This is a genomic window from Stenotrophomonas sp. CCNWLW57 (assembly GCF_037203925.1).
GTDB lineage: Bacteria > Pseudomonadota > Gammaproteobacteria > Xanthomonadales > Xanthomonadaceae > Stenotrophomonas > Stenotrophomonas rhizophila_A.
In genome coordinates this window covers 310767-327299 of sequence record NZ_JBBCBJ010000006.1, presented here as the reverse complement: position 1 = coordinate 327299, position 16533 = coordinate 310767, and the positions used below count along the sequence as shown (strand labels likewise).

Genomic DNA, 16533 nt, shown 5'->3' with positions numbered 1-16533 from the left:
GCACACCACAACCCAGCAGCACTAACCCAATGCTCCTGCTCGACCGCCAAGCCTGGCTGTTCTCGGTAAAGACCTTCCTGGCCGCCCTCGCCGCGCTCTACATCGGCCTGGCCGGCAATCTGTCACGCCCGTACTGGGCGATGGCCACCGTCTACATCGTCACCCAACCGATGCTGGGCCCGACCCGGGCCAAGGGCGTGTACCGCATCGTCGGCACGCTCATTGCCGGCGCGGCCACGCTGTGGATGCTGCCGCACCTGGTGGAAACCCCGCTGCTGTTGAGCGCGGCGATGTCGCTGTGGCTGTCGGCGTGCCTGTTCATCGCCCTGCTCAACCGCGGCCCGCGCGGCTATGCGTTCCTGCTGGCCGGTTACACCACCGCGTTCATCGGCTTCCCCGCCGTGACCTCGCCGGACACCATCTTCGACACCGTGGTGGCGCGCAGCGAGGAAATCATCCTGGGCACGGTGGTGGCGGTGCTGTTCGCCTCGCTGTTCTTCCCGACCTCGGCGCGGCCGATGCTGCGCGCGCGGATCGGCAACTGGATGGACGATGCCGCGCAATGGTGCCGGCAGATCCTGCTGCGCGGCCAGGCCCATGGCCCGCGCAACCGGCTGGCCGCCGACCTGGTGCAGTTCGAGGCGCTGATCGAGTTCCTGCGCCGCGATGACCCGCGCCACGCAGGCGCAGCGGTGTCCATGGAGCGCCTGCGCGAACGCATGTTGCTGATGCTGCCGGTGCTGTCGTCCATCGCCGACCGGCTGGGCGCGCTGCGCGCCGGCGGCCGCACGCTGCCGCCGGGGCTGGAGCCGCTGGTGAACGACATCGCGCACTGGCTGGAACAGCCGGGCCGCTCCAGCGCCAGCGAGTACGCCGCCCTGCGCGCGCGCATCCTGGCGCTGAAGCCGGCGGTGGATGGCGAGCTGGACCACCTGCTGCTGGTGACCCTGCTACTCCGGCTGGAGGAGCTGGTGGACCTGTGGCAGGACTGCGCCACGCTGCACCAGGCCATCGAGAACGGGACCGCGCCGCACGACGTCGCCCACTACAGGATCAACGCCAAGCGCCTGGGCGCCAGCCGCCACGTGGACTACGGCATGGCGCTGTTCTCGGCGGCCAGTGCCGGCGTGGCGCTGATGACCTACTGCGCGCTGTGGATCGGGCTGGGCTGGGAAGGCGGTGGCAACGGCGCGATGATGGCCGCGGTGGCCGCCGCGTTCTTCGCCGCGCAGGACGACCCGGCGCCGAGCATGCTGCAGTTCCTGCTGTGGGCGATCGTGGCCAGCCTGGTGGCGGCGGTGTACCTGTTCGGCATATTCCCGGCGGTGCACGACTTCGGCAGCCTGGCGCTGGTGCTGGCGGTGATCTTCCTGCCGCTGGGGCTGCTGCTGCACCGGCCCAAGACCGCGCTGATCGGGCTGCCGTTGACGGTCAACCTGGTGGCGCTGCTCAACGTGCAGAACACCTACAACGCCAACATCCAGAGCTTCATCAATTCGTCGGTGGCGATGTTCATCGGCATTGGCTTTGCCGTTGTCATGACCCGCCTGTTCCGCTCGGTGGGCGCTGAATGGACCGCCCGCCGCCTGGTGCGCCAGGGCTGGACCACGCTGGCCGAAGCGGCCGAAGGCCGTGGCCAGCAGGACCGCCAGCAGTTCGCCGCGCGCATGCTGGACCTGCTGGGCCTGCTCGCCCCGCGCCTGGCGGCCACCCCCGAAGGCAGCGACATCGCCTCGGTGGACATGCTCACCGAGGCCCGCATCGGCCTGAACATCCTGCAGCTGCGCCGGGCACGGCATGGGCTGCCGGCGGCGAGCATGCAGGCGATCGAGGCGATCCTGGACGACGTGGCCACGCATTACCGCGCCCAGGTGGCGCTGCGCCGGCCCCAGCCCGCGCCGCCCGCGCTGCAGGCCAAGCTGGAGGCCTCGCTGAAGCGGGTGCAGACGGTGGATGCCGGCAAGGCGCGTGATGAAGCGCTGATGGGCGTTCTGGGGCTGCGCTATGCACTGTTCCCGGAGCAGCCGGCGGTCACACAGGGGGGAGTATCCTGACGCCCTGCATTCCTGCATGGAACAAGGTAATCCCAATGAGTTACGACGTGATGGTGTTCGACCCGGCCGTGGCGCCGCGCGAAGCGGAGGCGTTCCTGCAGTGGTACAACGCGCAGACCGAATGGAACGAGAAGCACGAGTACGACGACGCCGCCGTCTCGGTGCCGGCGCTGCAGGCCTTCTTCACCGAACTGGCCGAAGATTTCCCGCCGATGGACGGCCCGCTGTCCGATGACGAGGATGACCGCCCGCAGGTGACCGACTACAGCATCGGCACCCATATCATCTATGCCTCGTTCGACGACGAGGTGGCTGAAGACGCCCATGGCCAGGTGCAGATCCTGGCCAACAAGCACCAGATCGGCTTCTTCGATGTCAGCGGCGACGGTGCGATCGTGTACCCGGACGGCACCGTGCTGATTCCCGGGGAAGAAGAAGAAGAAGGCGACGCCTGATTCTGTAGGCGGCGGTAGCGCCTTTCTCTACCAGAGTTCGCCTTGGGCGGGCTCTGCAGGTGCAGCCGGGCAAGGCCCGGCTGCACCCTCCAGTCGCTGCGCCAGCCCGGACAACCGGCTGGCATGCCGCGCCAACGCGGCCTGCATCACCTCTGCGCTGCCCAGCACATGCAACGCCTGCCGCGCGCGGGTCATGCCGGTGTACACCAGCTCGCGCGACAGCACCCGGTTGTCGCGCCGAGGCAGCTGCAACCAGACCTCATCGAATTCCGAGCCCTGTGCCTTGTGCACGGTCATGGCGAAGGCACTTTCATGGGCGGGCAACGCGGCCGGATGGAAGGCGCGTGGCTGCTCCGGGCTGTCGCCGGGGAACCAGGCCAGCATCGCGCCTTCGCGGCTGCGCAGGCACAAGCCGATATCGCCGTTGAACAACCGGTGCCGGTAACTGTTTTCGGTGATCAGCAGCAGCCGGCCGTGGAAATAGCGCGGGCCACTGCCCGGGCGCGCGCTGCCGGCCAGGGCGGCTTCGATCCGCTCGTTCAGCCCGCGCGCACCCTGCGGACCCTCGCGCAGCGCGGTGAGCAGGCGCAGCCGGCCGGCCTGCGCCAGCGCCTGCACCGGATCATCGGCTTCGCCCAACCCGCGCCAGTGCGCCAGCAGGGTGTGCCGGTGCTGCAGCAGTGGGTCGACCTGGTCTTCGTGGAACGCCACGCCCGCCAGGGTACCGCCGCGCAGCAGCTGCAGCGCGGTGGCGCTGTCGCCCTCGCGCACCGCGCGCGCCAGCGGCGCCAGGTCCAGCGCATCGCTCTGCCGGTAGCCGCGCTGCAGCTGTACGCGGCGACCGGCGAACGCGCGGGGCGGGGCCAGCGGCAGCAACGCAGGGCCGGCCAGCAACGGGCGCAGCGCGGCCGCGTCATCGGCCTGGGTGCCCAGGCCGTCGCCGCTGGCCTGCAGGATCGCGCTGAGCACGTCGCCGGCTTCCACCGACGGCAGCTGGTCCGGGTCGCCCAGCAGCACCAGCCGGGTGCCGCTGGCCACCGCTTCGACCAGCTTGGTCATCAGCGGCAGGTCGATCATCGAGGCCTCGTCCACGACCACGATGTCGTACGGCAGCGGGTTGTCGGCGTGGTGGCGGAAGCGTGGCGAATCGGGAATGACGCCCAGCAGCCGGTGCAGGGTCGCCCCGGTGGTCGGCATGGCCTCGGCCAGTTCGGACGCGACACCGACCAGGCGCAGCCGCTGCAGCGCCTGGCGCAGGCTGTCGGCCATGCGCTCGGCGGCGCGGCCGGTGGGGGCGGCCAGTGCCACTCGTGGCAGGGCCGCACCGGCCTGCTGCGCCTGCGCGGCCAGCAGCACCAGCAGGCGCGCGATGGTGGTGGTCTTGCCGGTACCGGGGCCACCGGTGACCAGCACCAGCGGATGAAGCAGCGCTACTGCAGCCGCGCGCGCCTGGTGGTCCATGCCCTCCAGCGCCTGCGGGAACAGCTGGGCGAACAGCGTGGCGAGCCCGCCCGGATCGTGCGCCGGCAAAGAATGCGCGGCGATGCGCTGCAGGCCGAGTGCCAAACGGCGTTCGTATTCGCGGTAACGGCGCAGGTACAGCAGGCCGTGTTCGAGCACCAGCGGTGCATCGGCGGCCAGCACGTCGTCGCTGTCGGGCGATGCCACCCACGGCGATGCACGCAGCTGCGCCAGCCATGTGTCCGGCGAAGGCCAGTCCAGCTCGGCATCCACCAACCGCCGGGGCGCTGCCGGGTCGACGCCGGCGTGGCCCTGCGCCACCGCCAGCGAGGCCAGCGCGGCGGCAGCCAGCACCGCATCCGGCGTATCCGGCTGCAGCCGGCGCAGGCTCTGCGCCAGCGCATGGTCGAGCGTGCGCAGGGTGCCCTGCTTCAGCAGTGCGTCGAGCAGGCTCATGCCTCACCCCGCGCGCGTGCCACCAGTTCGGCGTGCTTCTCGGGGCCGCCTGCGAACAGTGCATCCATTGCCTCGACCAGGGCCGGGGCAAAACGCTGCGCGTGCACGCCCGGTGCGTCCGCGCGCCCCGCTTCCAGGCCACGGCAGAACAGATAGCGGATGCCGCCCAGGTCGCGCTCCTGTGTGTAGTGGCTGCCCAGCCGGAAGCGCAGCCAGCGGTGAAGTGCCACGGAGTAGATCAAGGCCTGCAGGTCGTACTCGCTGCTTTGCATGGCGGCCGCCAGGCGCGCGGCGTCGTAGCCGGGCAAGCGGTTGGATTTGTAGTCGAGCACGTACCAGCGTCCATCGCGCACGTAAGTCAGGTCGATCTTGCCGGTCATCAGCCCCTCGAGCTGGCGTCGCGTGCCAAAGCCGCGGCGGTCCGGCACCAGCCCGTGGTGGTGCAGCAGCTGCAGCAGCGCCGGCACCGCGGTGGGCTGCATGGCGAAGTGGAACTCGATTTCGGCCCGCCGGTCGTGCAGCGGTACGCTGTGCAGCGCGCCGCCTTCGGGCAGCTGCACGGTCAGGGTCTGGCCGACCAGCGGCACCAGCACCGCCACGCCGTCGTCCAGGTCGGCATCGGCGTAGCCTTCGCTGCGCAGCGATTCGCGCAGCACCTCGGTCTCATCGCCCGGTGCCGGGTCGCCCGCGCGCCAGTCGGCCCAGCGCGCGAAATCGGTGTTCTCCAGTGCATCGTGCAGCACGTTGCCGAAGCGGCTGCCCATGAAGCGCGGGTCGATCTCCGGCTGCGGCTCACCGGGCGCGGGCGGTTCCACTTCCAGCGGCAGTTCCACGCCGGCCGGTTCGTCGGCTGCCGGAGCTGGCGCTTCGGTAGCCACCGCGTCGGTGTCGTGGCCGGCGTCGGCGTGGGCCAGCTGGGTGAAGCTGTACACCCACCAGTCGTGTGGCACCCGCCGGGTGATGGCGCGCACCGGCGGCAGTTCGCCTTCGCGCTGCACAGGCAGCTGCGCCGGGCGTGGCTCCACCGGGCCTTCGATCACCGCGATGTCCGGGTGCGCGCGCAGCGCTTCCAGGTCGGACAGCATCGGCGCCAGCCGCGTCTTCGCCAGCCCGGCAAGGTCCCCGGCCGCGATCCACAACGCATGCTCGGCGCGGGTCAGGCCCACATACAGCAGGCGCGCGTCTTCAGCACGCTGCTCCTGTGCGCTGCGCTCGCTGGCCGCGCTCCAGGCCTCGTCCTTGTCCAGCTTCCAGTGCAGCTCGCGGCGACCGTCGGCGTACACGGTGCAGTTGGAGTCGGTGTTGCCGCCACCGCTGTCGATGCCCACGAACGGCAGGAACACCAGCGGGTATTCCAGCCCCTTGCTCTTGTGCAGGGTGATGATCTGCACCCGGCGCGCATCCGATTCCAGCCGCAGCAGCTGTTGTTCATCGTCCTGGTCGGCGTGCGCCATCTGCACCTGCAGCCAGTCCAGCAGGCCGTGCATGCCCAGCGCCTGGCCCGCGGCCTGCTGCAGCAGCTCGCCGAGCTGCAGGTAGTTGGTGAGCCGGCGTTCGCCATCCAGCAGGCCCAGCAGGCGCTCGGCGTGTTCGGCGCACAGGTCGGCGATGACCGCGAACGGCCCGCCGCGCAGCCAGCGTTCCCGCCACAGCAGCAGCCGGGTCTGGAACGCGCGCTGCGGGTCGCCGTCGCGCTCCATCGCGTCGATGGAGGCGGCGTTTTCGCCCAGCAGCACGGTCGACAGCGCCGCGCGCAGGCGGCCTTCATCGGCCGGCTGCAGCAGGGCCAGCAGCAGCACGCGCAGCTCGCGGGCTTCGGCGGTCGCATACAGGCTCTGCTTGCCGGCAGCCACCGCCGGAATGCCCACCGCGCTCAGCGCGCGCTGGATGCGGGTGGCTTCGTGGTGGCGCCGCACCAGCACTGCGATGTCGCCTGGCTGCACCGTCTGCCCGCGCAGCAGCGCGCGGCCTTCGCGACCCTCCAGCAGCACCTGGTGGATCGCGGCCACGCAGGCGTCGGTGGCCTGCTGGCGCGAGGGGTCTGCTTTGAAGTCAGCACCATCGTCACTGCGCAGCAGGCGCAGGGTCAGCCCGGGTGCGGGCTGGCCATCGCGCAGGAAATCGGCATCGCTGCGGGTACTGCCCGGCAGCACCGGTTCAAAGGCGATGTCCGCTTCCAGGAACGCGCGCTCGCCTGCGGCGTCGTACAACGCCTGCAGCGCGCGCAGCACGCCGGGGCGCGAACGGAAGTTGCGGTTCAACGCCGGTGCGGCCTCTGCTTCGCGCTTGGCCTTGAGGTAGGTGTGGATATCGCCGCCGCGGAACCCGTAGATGGCCTGCTTGGGATCGCCGATCAGGAACAGCGCCGGCGCCAGCCCGGCGTCGCGGGTTTCGGGCGAATCGCCAAACACGCGCTGGAAGATGCCCCACTGGCGGTCGTCGGTGTCCTGGAACTCGTCCACCAGCGCAATGGCGTACTGTGCGCGCAGCTGCTGCACCAGCGCCGCGCGGTGCGGGCCCTCCAGTGCGGCGGCCACGCCGTCGATCAGGTCATCGTAGGTCTGCACGCGGCCGACCCGCTTGAGTTCGTCCAGGCGCGCACGGGCCTGCCCGCGCAGCTGGTGCAGCAGCAGCAGCGCCTGCTGCCGCAGCCACTGGTCGCAGGCATCGGCGGCGTGCCACCAGGTCTGCAGCGCATCGAACAGCGGCGAGGCCGGGCAATGGCCCTGCTGGTCCTCCTTGCAGAACCCGAGCAACGCCACCGGCAGCAGCTTGCCCAGGTGCGAGGTGGAACCACGCGGCCAGGTGCGCGCTGCACGACCGGCCAGCAGCTCGGCAAAGGCTTTGTCGAAGCTCGGCCTCCGCGCGCGGCGACCGTCGAAGAGCTTGCGCTCGAAGGCGTTGGCGATGCTGGCCTGGGCGGCGTCGACATGCGCGTCGATCGCACTGCCGAGCGCCTCGGCGGCCACCTGCAGCGCGGGGCTGGGATCCTCCAGGTGCTGTTGCGGCAACGCGGGCAGCAGCGGCAATGGCTTGATCAGCGCCGACAGGTCGCGCGCCAGCGCATCGGGCGCGGACCACAACCGGGTCAACGCATCCACCGTGGCCGGGTCGTTGGCATGCACGCGCCACAGGTCGGCCGCCAGCTGGTCGTGCAGTTCGCGTTCGCTGGGCAGCAGCGTGGGCGGGTCGAAGGTATGCCCGCTTTCCAGCGCGTGCTCGCGCAGCACGCGGGTGCAGAAGCCATGGATGGTGAAGATCGAGGCCAGGTCGATCTCATCGGCGGCGGTCTGCAGGCGCTGGGCCAACGCTGCGGGTGTTTCCCGGCCCAGCGCCAGTTCGCGCTGCAGCAGGTAGCGGGTCAGCTGCACCTCGGGTGCGTCGTCGGCGGCCGGTGCGCGCGCCAGCAGCTGCGCGGCCAGCGCCAGGCGCTCTCGGATGCGCTTGCGCAGTTCCTGGGTGGCCGCGTCGGTGAAGGTCACCGCCAGGATCTGGCCGATGCGGTAACCCTGCTCCACCACCAGCCGGGTGAACAGCGTGGCCAGGGTGAAGGTCTTGCCGGTGCCGGCGCTGGCCTCGATCAGGCGCACGCCGTCCAGCGGCAGCGACAGGTACGGGTCGTCCTGCAGCATCAGCCCGCTCATGCCACGGCTCCTTCGTCGCTGAAGCCCTGGAACACCCGGCCCTCGCGGACCGCACTGAACACCACGAAGCTGGTGTGCAGCAGCTGTTGATAGCTGTCTGCGTCGGCGAACGGATCGCGGCCGCGCAGGGCCAGCTGCACCGCATCGCCGCTGGCTTCGCCCCAGCGGCGTTCGCCGCCATGCCATTGCGCCCAGCCTTCGCTTTCACGCTTGGCGGCGGGCGCGCGGTACAGCGTCCAGGCGGTGTACGGCCCGTACAACAGGGGCGCGCACATGCCTTCGCGACGCAGCTGCAGCAGCGCCTGCAGCGCCGCCCTGGCGGTGGGCGCGGGCACTGCAGGCAGCACGTGCGGCCCTACCCCGTCGTCGCCGCCGTCGTGGAATTCGACCAGCGCCAGTGCATCGCCGGCGGCGTTGGCCAGCAGCCAGTCCAGCCCATGCCGGATCGCCGCCGGGCCGTTCAAGCTGCCCGCGCGCAGGCGCACGATGCCCTGCGGGTGGATGTCGTCCACCCGCCCATGCAGGCGCACGCCATCGATCTCCACCTCATAGCGGCGGCTGTCGGCGTCGCTGTCGCCACGCCATTGGGCCAGTGCCAACGCATACGGGCGGGTCTGCTCCTGCAGGGCCTGGAACTGGCGTTCGCCCAGTGCGCCCGACGGCAGCAGCGCGCGGGCGCGCAGGCGTGCATAGAGAGGGGTGTCATCGCCCTGCAGGGTCGCCTCGATCACCGCGTGCTGCAGCAGGCGCTGCTCCAGTCCCCGGCCGGCCAGCACCAGTGGCTCCAGGTCGTCGGCGGTGGTCAGGTCATCGGGCAGGCGCAGGCCCAGCCGCTGCGACAGGAACTGCCCGGCGGGATCGACCAGGAAGCGGCGCAGCGCGTCCAGCGAGAGTTCGGGCGCGCCCTCCTGCTCCAGCGGCGCCAGCGCCTGCTCGAACCACGCCGGCGGCGCGCGACGCACGCTGCCCAGCGAACCGGCGGCCGGGTGCCACTGCTGGCGGTAGCTGAAACGTCGCGGCTCATCGCCGCCACCGAAGGCGGCCGGCGAGAACGGCTGCAGCGAATGGCGCACGGTCAGCTGCTTTGCCGCCGCCGAGGGATCCTCATGGTATTCGGCGGCGGCATCGATCAGCTCGCTGACCAGCACCGAGGGCTCGCGTACGCTGCCATCGCGCGGATCGGCGCCCAGGTAGCTCAGGTAGAACACATCCTGCGCCGAGGCGAACAGCTGCAGGAACAGGAAACGGTCGTCCTCGCGCAGCGAGCGGTCGCCGTGGCGGCGCTTGTCGGTACCCAGTTCGGCAGTGAGCTGGTTGAGCCCGGCGGCCGGGTCGCGGCGCGGGAAATCGCCATCGTTCAGGCCGAGCACGCAGATCACCCGGAACGGCAGCAGCCGCATCGGCACCATGCGCCCGAAGCTGATGCCACCGGTGAGCAGCGGCGCGCGCGTGTCGGCCTCGCTCAAGGCGCCGGCGAAATGTGCGCGCACTACCTCTGGCGGTACCGTACCGGTGAACCCGGCGCGTTCGGAATCGCGGGCGAACTCGTTGACCAGCTTGCGCAGCCGTTCCAGCGCGCGCTGGCTGCTGGCCGCTTCCGGTGCCTCGGGCAACAGCGCATCCAGCATGGCCAGCAGGCGCTGGCGCCAGTGCGCCGGTGTCAGCGCCTCGCCCAGTGCGCGCTGGTAACGGGCCAGTACCCGCATCAGCCCAAGCAGGCGGTCAAGCGCATCCAGCGCGCTGCCCTCCAGCTCCGGCCACGGCGCCACCCCGGCGATGTCGCCGTCGCTGCCGCTGGCATGGCCCAGCAGCAGGCGGTCCAGCGCGAACTGCCAGGTGTAGGCATCATCGTCCGGTGCCTGGTGCTGCGCGCGGTGCGCCGCACTCAAGCCCCAGCGCGCACCGGCGGCCTGCAGCCAGTCGTGCAGGCGGTCGAACGCGGCCGCATCCAGCCCGGCCGCTTCGGCCAGCGGCGCGCTCGCCAGCAGGTCCAGCACTTCATTGAGGCCAAAGCGCGACACCGGCAATCCCAGCAGGTGGACGAACACATCGGCGAGTGGTTCGCCGGTCAGCGGACTGGTATCGGCCAGGGCGTAGGGAATGTGGTCTTCGCCACCGCTGCGGCCGCCGAACACCGCTTCCAGGTACGGCACGTAGGGGTCGATGTCCGGTGCCAGCACCGCGATGTCGCGTGCCTCCAACGGCGGATCGAAGCGCGGGTCCTGCAGCAGCGCACGCAGCTGGTCGTGCAGCACCTGCAGTTCGCGCAGGCGGGTGTGGCAGGCATGCACCTGCAGGCTGGGGTCGTTGCGCAGCAGCCCCGGGCGCAGCGCACCGGCCGGTTGCGCGCGGCGGTGGAACAGGTCGCGCTGCAGGCGGTGCAGCAGGCTGTCGGACAGGCCGCCGTGCGCCATGTCCGGGCGCGCGTCGTCTTCGGGATCGTCGTAGGCCGCGATCTCACCGGACGGATGCACCACTTCATAGCTGCCCAGCACCGCCATGAAGTCGCGCCCTGCCGCGCCCCAGGCCTGCAGCAGGCGGTTCTCATCGCTGCCATTGCCGAACGGATCAACCGCGCCAGCACGCAGCCGCCCGCCCAGCGTCTGCAGGTCGCCCCAGTAGGAACGCGTCGGCGTGGGCAGGTAGAAGTGCAGCGTGCCGACCCGCGCCTGGGTGGCCACCACGCGCAGCACATCCGGCGAGACGTTCAAGGTGGCGAAGGCGAACAGGCGCGGCGGCAGCCCCGCCGGCAATGGACGGTCCGCGCCTTCGAAGCCGTCGAGATAAGCATGGATGCGGCGCGCGCGGTACTGGTGGCCGCTGCCGATGTGGCGCCACAGGATCGCCTGCGGATCCAGCGGGTCGGCGCCGGCCTCCCAGCGCAGCAGCCAGTCGCGGCGCCAGGCCTGGTACTTCTCGAACACCGAGGCCAGCTCCCCGGCCAGCGCCCACGGCTTGAGCGGGTCGGGCTGGGACAGGTACGCCTGCAGCGCGCGCAGCGGCGGCTGCGCCATCAGCAGCGGGTCGGTCAGCGCGGCGTACAGCTTCCAGTGCAGCGCGGCGGCAGTGAGGTCGTCATGTTCGCCCGGCACATTGGCATTGAGCGCGCGGGCCACGAACTCGCCCGGGGTCAGGAACGCCAGGTTGGCGGCAATGCCATACTCCGCCGCCAGGGTGGACTGCAGCCAGCGCCGCATCGCCACCTGGGGAATCAGCACCACGTCCGGCTCCAGGATCGACTGCCCCGCCACCGGCTCGCGCAGGGTGCGGGCCAGCAGCGCGGCCAGCACGTCGAGCGAATTGGAGTGGTACAGGCGGAAGTCTGAAGCGGGGTCGGTCATCGCGGCAGTGTGCCGCAGCCCGGCGCCAATCTCGACCCTCGCCGATACGGGCGGCAGGCCGGTGACGTCTGTGACCTCCCGCACAGATCAGGGCGGTACGCAGTGTTGCGGGCCGGGAACCGCGCCGTGGCGGGGCTTGGGATGCCGACATGCGACAATACTGCACGGTCCAGTTCGGTTTTGTTCAGCCGCCCACCACGATCTTACAACGTTGGAATTTTGTTAATGGCGTCCATGACGGCTTCCGCAGAACCGCTGGTGCAGTTGGAGAACGTGCGTATTGATCGCGGCGGTCGGGCGATCCTGCGCGATGTTTCGCTGTCGGTACCGCGTGGCAGCATCACCGCCGTGCTAGGCCCGTCGGGCAGCGGCAAGTCGACGCTGCTGGCCGCCCTGACCGGCGAGCTGCGCCCCGCGGCGGGCAGCGTGACCCTGTTCGGCCAGCCGATTCCCACCGGCAGCAGCGCGTTGCGCGCGATGCGCCGCAGTGTCGGCGTGCTGCTGCAGGGCAATGGGCTGCTCACCGACCTGACCGTGGCAGAGAACGTGGCGCTGCCGTTGCGCACGCACACCAAGCTACCGGCGCCGGTGCTGCGCCGGCTGGTAGACATGAAGCTGCATGCGGTGGGCCTGCTGGCCGCCGCCGATGCCTGGCCGCGCGAGCTGTCCGGCGGCATGGCGCGCCGGGTGGCGCTGGCGCGCGCGCTGGCACTGGACCCACCGCTGATGATCTACGACGAACCGCTGACCGGGCTGGACCCGATCGCCAGCGGCGTGATCATGAGCCTGATCCAGCGCCTCAACCACAGCCTGGGCCTGACCAGCATCATCGTCAGCCACCATGTGCACGAGACCCTGCCGATCTGCGACCAGGTGATCGCCATTGCCAATGGCGGTGTGGTCTTCCAGGGCAGCCCGGCCGCGCTGGAGTCCAGCCAGGACCCGCTGCTGCGCCAGTTCCTGCACGGACAGCCGGACGGCCCGATCCCGTTCGATGCCGCGCCCCGCGCGAAGGTGGCCTGATGCCGTTCGTTGAAAGCACCCGTTCACTGGGCCGGGCCGGCCTGTTCTCGCTGACCGTGCTGCGCGGTTCGCTGCCGACCGCCGACTTCCTGGCCGAGCTCACCCGCGAGATCTACAAGGTGGGCGCGCGTTCGCTGCCGATCATCGCGGTGGGCGGTGCGTTCGTGGGCCTGGTGCTGACCCTGCAGGGCTACCGCACGCTCACCACGTTCGGCGCCGCAGATGCGCTGTCCACCCTGCTGGGCCTGTCGCTGTACCGCGAACTCGCACCGGTGCTGACCGCGCTGCTGTTCATTGGCCGCGCCGGCAGCTCGATTGCCGCCGAGCTGGGGCTGATGCGCGCCACCGACCAGATCAAGGCGCTGGAGCTGATGGCGATCGACCCGGTGGCGAAGGTGGTGGCACCGCGCTTCTGGGCGGCGGTGCTCACCGTGCCCCTGCTCACCGGCATCTTCTGTTCGTTGGCGATCAGCGCCAGCTACTTCGAAGCCGTGCACGTGCTGGGCCTGGACAACGGCGTGTTCTGGTCGGCGCTGAGCAACAGCGTGGATTTCTGGGACGATTTCGGCGTGGCAATGCTGAAGTCGGCCATTTTCGGCGGCACCGCCGCGCTGGTGGCGTCGTACGTGGGCTTCCACGCCGAGCCGACCATCGAGGGCACGTCGGTGGCCACCACCCGCGCGGTGGTGAACGCCTCGCTGCTGGTGCTGATGTTCAACTTCGTGCTGTCGGCCATGATGTTCCGCTGACCCGCACCCCCCTTTGATCAGATACGGTGAGATGAACATGGCCATCCGCGGTCCCAGACTCGAATTTTCCGTCGGCGCGTTCCTGCTGCTGGCGCTGGCCTCGCTGCTGGTGCTGGCGATGGCATCGACCAACCAGCGCTGGGGCTTTGGCAGCGAGGGCTATGAACTCAAGGCGCGCTTCACCCAGATCGGGCAGCTGCGCAAGCAGGCGCCGGTGAAGATCGGCGGCGTGGTGGTGGGCCAGGTGGGCAACATCGACCTGGACCCGGTCCGCTTCGATTCGATCGTCACCCTGAAGCTGGACCCGAAGTTCAAGGATCTGCCGGCCGATACCTCCGCCGGCATATTCACCAGCGGTTTGCTCGGCGAGAGCTATATCGGACTGCAACCGGGCGGTGACCCGGAGGTGCTCAAGTCCGGTGACGAGATCGTCTTCACCCAGCCAGCCGTGGACCTGATCCAGATGGTTGGCAAGTACATGTTCAGCGGCCCGGGCAATGCCGGCGCCGCTTCCCAGGAAGCTCCCGGCGCGGAAGCGCCGGCAACGGAACCGCAGAAATGAAAAAGACCCTGATTCCGGCGCTGCTCGCTTCGGCCCTGCTCGCCACCCTGCCCTCGCTGTCGTTCGCCCAGGCCGCCCCGGCCACCGCCGCCGCGCCGCAGAGCCAAGCCGGCAAGGTGGTGCTGGATGCCAGCACCCGCATCCTGAACACCCTGCAGCAGCGCCGTGCGGAGTTCAGCAAGAACCCGACCGCGCTGCGCAGCTATATCGACAGCGAGCTCAACCGCACCTTCGACCGTGATTACGCGGCGCGCCTGGTGCTGGGTTCCAACGCGCGCACGGCTTCGGACGCGGACGTGAAGCTGTTCGCCGATGCCATGGCCGACAACCTGATGCAGCGCTACGGTTCGGCCCTGCTGACCATCCAGGGCAAGCCGAGCTTCCGCCTGAAGGGCGAGCAGCCGCTGCCGGGCAATCGCGGGGTCAAGGTATCGACCGAGCTGCTGCGCGCCGGCAGCGAGTCGACCCCGGTCGAGTACCTGATGCGCAACGTCAACGGCCAGTGGAAGATCTTCGACGTCAATATCGAAGGCATTTCCTACGTGCAGACCTTCCGTACCCAGTTCGACGGCCCGCTGCGCCAGAAGGGCATCCAGGAAGTGGCCAAGGAACTGCGGGGCGGTACCCTGCAGGCCGGGCCGGCCGGTAATGGCAAGTAACGCCACCGTGCAGCTCGACGGTCCGCACGCCCGGTTCACCGGCGTGCTGGACCGCGATGCGGTCGTGGCGTTGTGGCCGCAGCTGAAGGCCCTCCCCGACAGCATCTCCCAGCTCGACCTGGCGGCGGTGGAGGGCGTGGACAGCGCCGGCCTGGCGCTGCTGGCCGAGCTGTCGGCGCGCACGCGCGCGAACGGGCGTACGCTGGTTCTCAACGGTACCCCTCCTGGTTTCACCGAACTCAGCGCCGCCTATCGGCTGGCGCCGTCCTTGGATTTCAATGCCCCTTCTGCCGCGAGCTGACATGAACGTCATACGCACCGCCTCCCTTCTCCTGCTGGCCTTGGCGCTGAGTGCCTGTGCAGCCAAGCCGGCTCGCGACAGTGCGCCCGCCAGCGTGGCGGTAGCGCCCGCCTCTGCACCGGCGGCTCCCGCAGCGGCCGACAGCGCCGCCGATGCAGCGACCTCGCCGACCGTCGCCAGCGCTGCGGCACCCATGGCCGTCGTTGATTCCGCCCAAGGCGATGGCGCGCCCGTGCCGGCCGCCACGGAGGTCGCGCCGACGGGTGCCGAGGACGACTTCGCCGCGTTGTACGGCGGTCCGGCGCCGACCGCCGACGGTGCCGAACCGGGCCGCTCGCCGTACGACCCGTGGGAAGGCTTCAACCGCCGCGTGCACGCGTTCAACAACGTGGTCGACCGCGCGGTCGCGCGCCCGCTGGCCACCGCTTACGTGAATGTCGTGCCGCGCTTCGCACGCACCGGCGTGACCAACTTCTTCAGCAACCTGCGCGCGCCGGTGACCATCACCAACCAGCTGCTGCAGGGCCGCCCCGGGGATGCCTGGGACAGCCTGGGCCGGTTCGTGATGAACTCCACGCTGGGCATCGGTGGTCTCTTCGACCCGGCCAGCCGCGCGCTGGTACCGCGCCGCAGTGAAGACTTCGGCCAGACGCTGGGTGCCTGGGGCTGGCGCAGCTCGCGCTACGTGGAACTGCCGTTCTTCGGCCCGCGTACCGTGCGCGATGTATTCGGGCTGGCTGGCGACATTCCGCTGTCGCCGATCCGCACGATCGAGGAAGACAAGGTCCGCATCCCCCTGCAGGGCCTGCAGCTGGTGGACATGCGCTCGCAGCTGCTGGCACTGGACGACATCCGCGACGGCGCCGTGGACGAATACGCGCTGACCCGCGATGCCTGGCTGCAGCGCCGCAACTACCAGATCCAGAACGACCTGCGCGGCCGCCGTGACCGCGGCAAGGACGCGGACGACGCGCCGATCCCGGTCGACGCGATGCCGATGCCCAACTGGGGCAACTAAGAAAAAACCCCGCTTCTGCGGGGTTTTTTTGTACCTGCCGGATTACAGCACTGCTTCAAGGCCCTTCCTGTCGATCAGGTTCAGGAGCTTCAGCGATGGCCCGCTGGGCCGCTTGTCTCCCTGCTCCCAGCTTCGCACCGTGGAAACGCTGGTGTTCAGGACACCGGCCAGCACGGCTTGGCTGATCTTCAGCATGTCGCGCAGCGCGCGGATCTGCGCGCTGCTGTATTCGGGTACAGGTTCAAGGCACAGTGCGTCGTACTGATGCATCCGTCGCTGGTCGATGAAGCCGTGATCCTGCAGGCCGCGGGCAGTGTCATGCACTGCGTCGAGTACCGCACTCCGGGTACCAGCCTTAAGGCTTTTGTTTGCCATGACAGATCTCCTGCAATTCGCCTCGTTCTAGAGCCAGGTCCAAGGAAGCCGACGGCATGCCCAATAGATCCACGGCCAAAAGCTGCAATGCATCGCGTTCAGCAGGCGTGACGTTGGCACGCACATTCTTCTCGTAGCCGAACAGAAAGAACCAGCGGTTTCCGCGATTGCTGGCGAGCAATGTGCGCGTGCTTCCCCGCTTGCCCCGCCCCGGTAGCGCAACCCACTTCTTCAGGACGCCGCCCCCAAGATCCGCATCGACCAGTCCGTGGATCATCTCCTGCACCGCTGCGCAGAGTGCGGCATCGGTCAGATCCAGCTTGCGCATCATGCGGACGAACACCCGCGTCTTGAATACTCGCGTCATGAGTTTACCATACCACTGGGTGGTATGGTAAATCTGAGCATCTGGTCACCTGCGGGCACATGGGCCAA

13 protein-coding genes are annotated in these 16533 nt (G+C 69.7%); 8 read left to right on the top strand and 5 right to left on the bottom strand.

Annotated features, from left to right (window positions below):
• Window positions 1-29 precede the first annotated feature (29 nt).
• Window positions 30-2054, top strand: a complete 2025-nt coding sequence (locus tag V9K91_RS16160; RefSeq protein WP_095362365.1) for an FUSC family protein — start codon at window positions 30-32, stop codon at window positions 2052-2054.
• Between the two features lie 35 nt (window positions 2055-2089).
• A complete protein-coding gene (locus V9K91_RS16155) occupies window positions 2090-2509 on the top strand; it encodes a hypothetical protein (protein WP_093535498.1) in 420 nt (139 codons plus the stop codon).
• Window positions 2510-2536: 27 nt separating this feature from the next.
• Here the strand turns inward: V9K91_RS16155 and recD are convergent, their stop codons facing one another.
• Genes recD through recC form a run of 3 tightly spaced genes read right to left on the bottom strand, consistent with a single transcriptional unit; the run spans window position 2537 to window position 11411 of the window.
• Window positions 2537-4426, bottom strand: coding sequence for an exodeoxyribonuclease V subunit alpha (recD, locus tag V9K91_RS16150; protein WP_336443588.1), 1890 nt, complete (start codon window positions 4424-4426; stop codon window positions 2537-2539).
• On the bottom strand, window positions 4423-8070 hold the full coding sequence (recB, locus tag V9K91_RS16145) for an exodeoxyribonuclease V subunit beta (RefSeq protein ID WP_336443589.1): 3648 nt from the start codon (window positions 8068-8070) through the stop codon (window positions 4423-4425). The genes recD and recB overlap by 4 nt, the downstream gene beginning before the upstream one ends.
• A complete protein-coding gene (recC, locus tag V9K91_RS16140) occupies window positions 8067-11411 on the bottom strand; it encodes an exodeoxyribonuclease V subunit gamma (protein WP_336443590.1) in 3345 nt (1114 codons plus the stop codon). Before recC ends, recB begins: the two co-directional genes overlap by 4 nt.
• Before the next feature lie 234 nt (window positions 11412-11645).
• Between recC and V9K91_RS16135 the strand changes: the two genes are divergently transcribed.
• From V9K91_RS16135 to V9K91_RS16110, 6 genes are read left to right on the top strand one after another with little or no spacing between them, the layout of a single operon-like run.
• Window positions 11646-12434: an ATP-binding cassette domain-containing protein gene (locus tag V9K91_RS16135; RefSeq protein WP_320458234.1), complete on the top strand. Its 789-nt coding sequence runs from the start codon at window positions 11646-11648 to the stop codon at window positions 12432-12434.
• Window positions 12434-13183, top strand: coding sequence for an MlaE family lipid ABC transporter permease subunit (locus V9K91_RS16130; protein ID WP_068847974.1), 750 nt, complete (start codon window positions 12434-12436; stop codon window positions 13181-13183). Before V9K91_RS16135 ends, V9K91_RS16130 begins: the two co-directional genes overlap by 1 nt.
• Window positions 13184-13220: 37 nt before the next feature.
• Window positions 13221-13745 carry an outer membrane lipid asymmetry maintenance protein MlaD gene (gene mlaD, locus V9K91_RS16125; RefSeq protein ID WP_068854468.1) on the top strand — a complete coding sequence of 175 codons (525 nt, stop codon included), beginning with the start codon at window positions 13221-13223 and terminating at the stop codon, window positions 13743-13745.
• The gene (locus V9K91_RS16120; RefSeq protein ID WP_068847976.1) at window positions 13742-14404 is read left to right on the top strand and encodes an ABC transporter substrate-binding protein; all 663 of its coding nucleotides are present in this window, start codon (window positions 13742-13744) and stop codon (window positions 14402-14404) included. Before mlaD ends, V9K91_RS16120 begins: the two co-directional genes overlap by 4 nt.
• Window positions 14394-14705, top strand: a complete 312-nt coding sequence (locus V9K91_RS16115; RefSeq protein WP_336443591.1) for an STAS domain-containing protein — start codon at window positions 14394-14396, stop codon at window positions 14703-14705. Before V9K91_RS16120 ends, V9K91_RS16115 begins: the two co-directional genes overlap by 11 nt.
• Before the next feature lies 1 nt (window position 14706).
• Window positions 14707-15723 (top strand): VacJ family lipoprotein, encoded by a 1017-nt coding sequence (locus tag V9K91_RS16110; protein ID WP_336443592.1) that lies wholly within the window; start codon window positions 14707-14709, stop codon window positions 15721-15723.
• A 42-nt stretch (window positions 15724-15765) separates the two neighbouring features.
• Here the strand turns inward: V9K91_RS16110 and V9K91_RS16105 are convergent, their stop codons facing one another.
• Both V9K91_RS16105 and V9K91_RS16100 read right to left on the bottom strand, forming a co-directional pair.
• A complete protein-coding gene (locus V9K91_RS16105) occupies window positions 15766-16098 on the bottom strand; it encodes a helix-turn-helix domain-containing protein (RefSeq protein WP_095362372.1) in 333 nt (110 codons plus the stop codon).
• The gene (locus tag V9K91_RS16100) at window positions 16079-16465 is read right to left on the bottom strand and encodes a type II toxin-antitoxin system RelE/ParE family toxin (protein ID WP_336443593.1); all 387 of its coding nucleotides are present in this window, start codon (window positions 16463-16465) and stop codon (window positions 16079-16081) included. Before V9K91_RS16100 ends, V9K91_RS16105 begins: the two co-directional genes overlap by 20 nt.
• Between the last annotated feature and the right edge of the window lie 68 nt (window positions 16466-16533).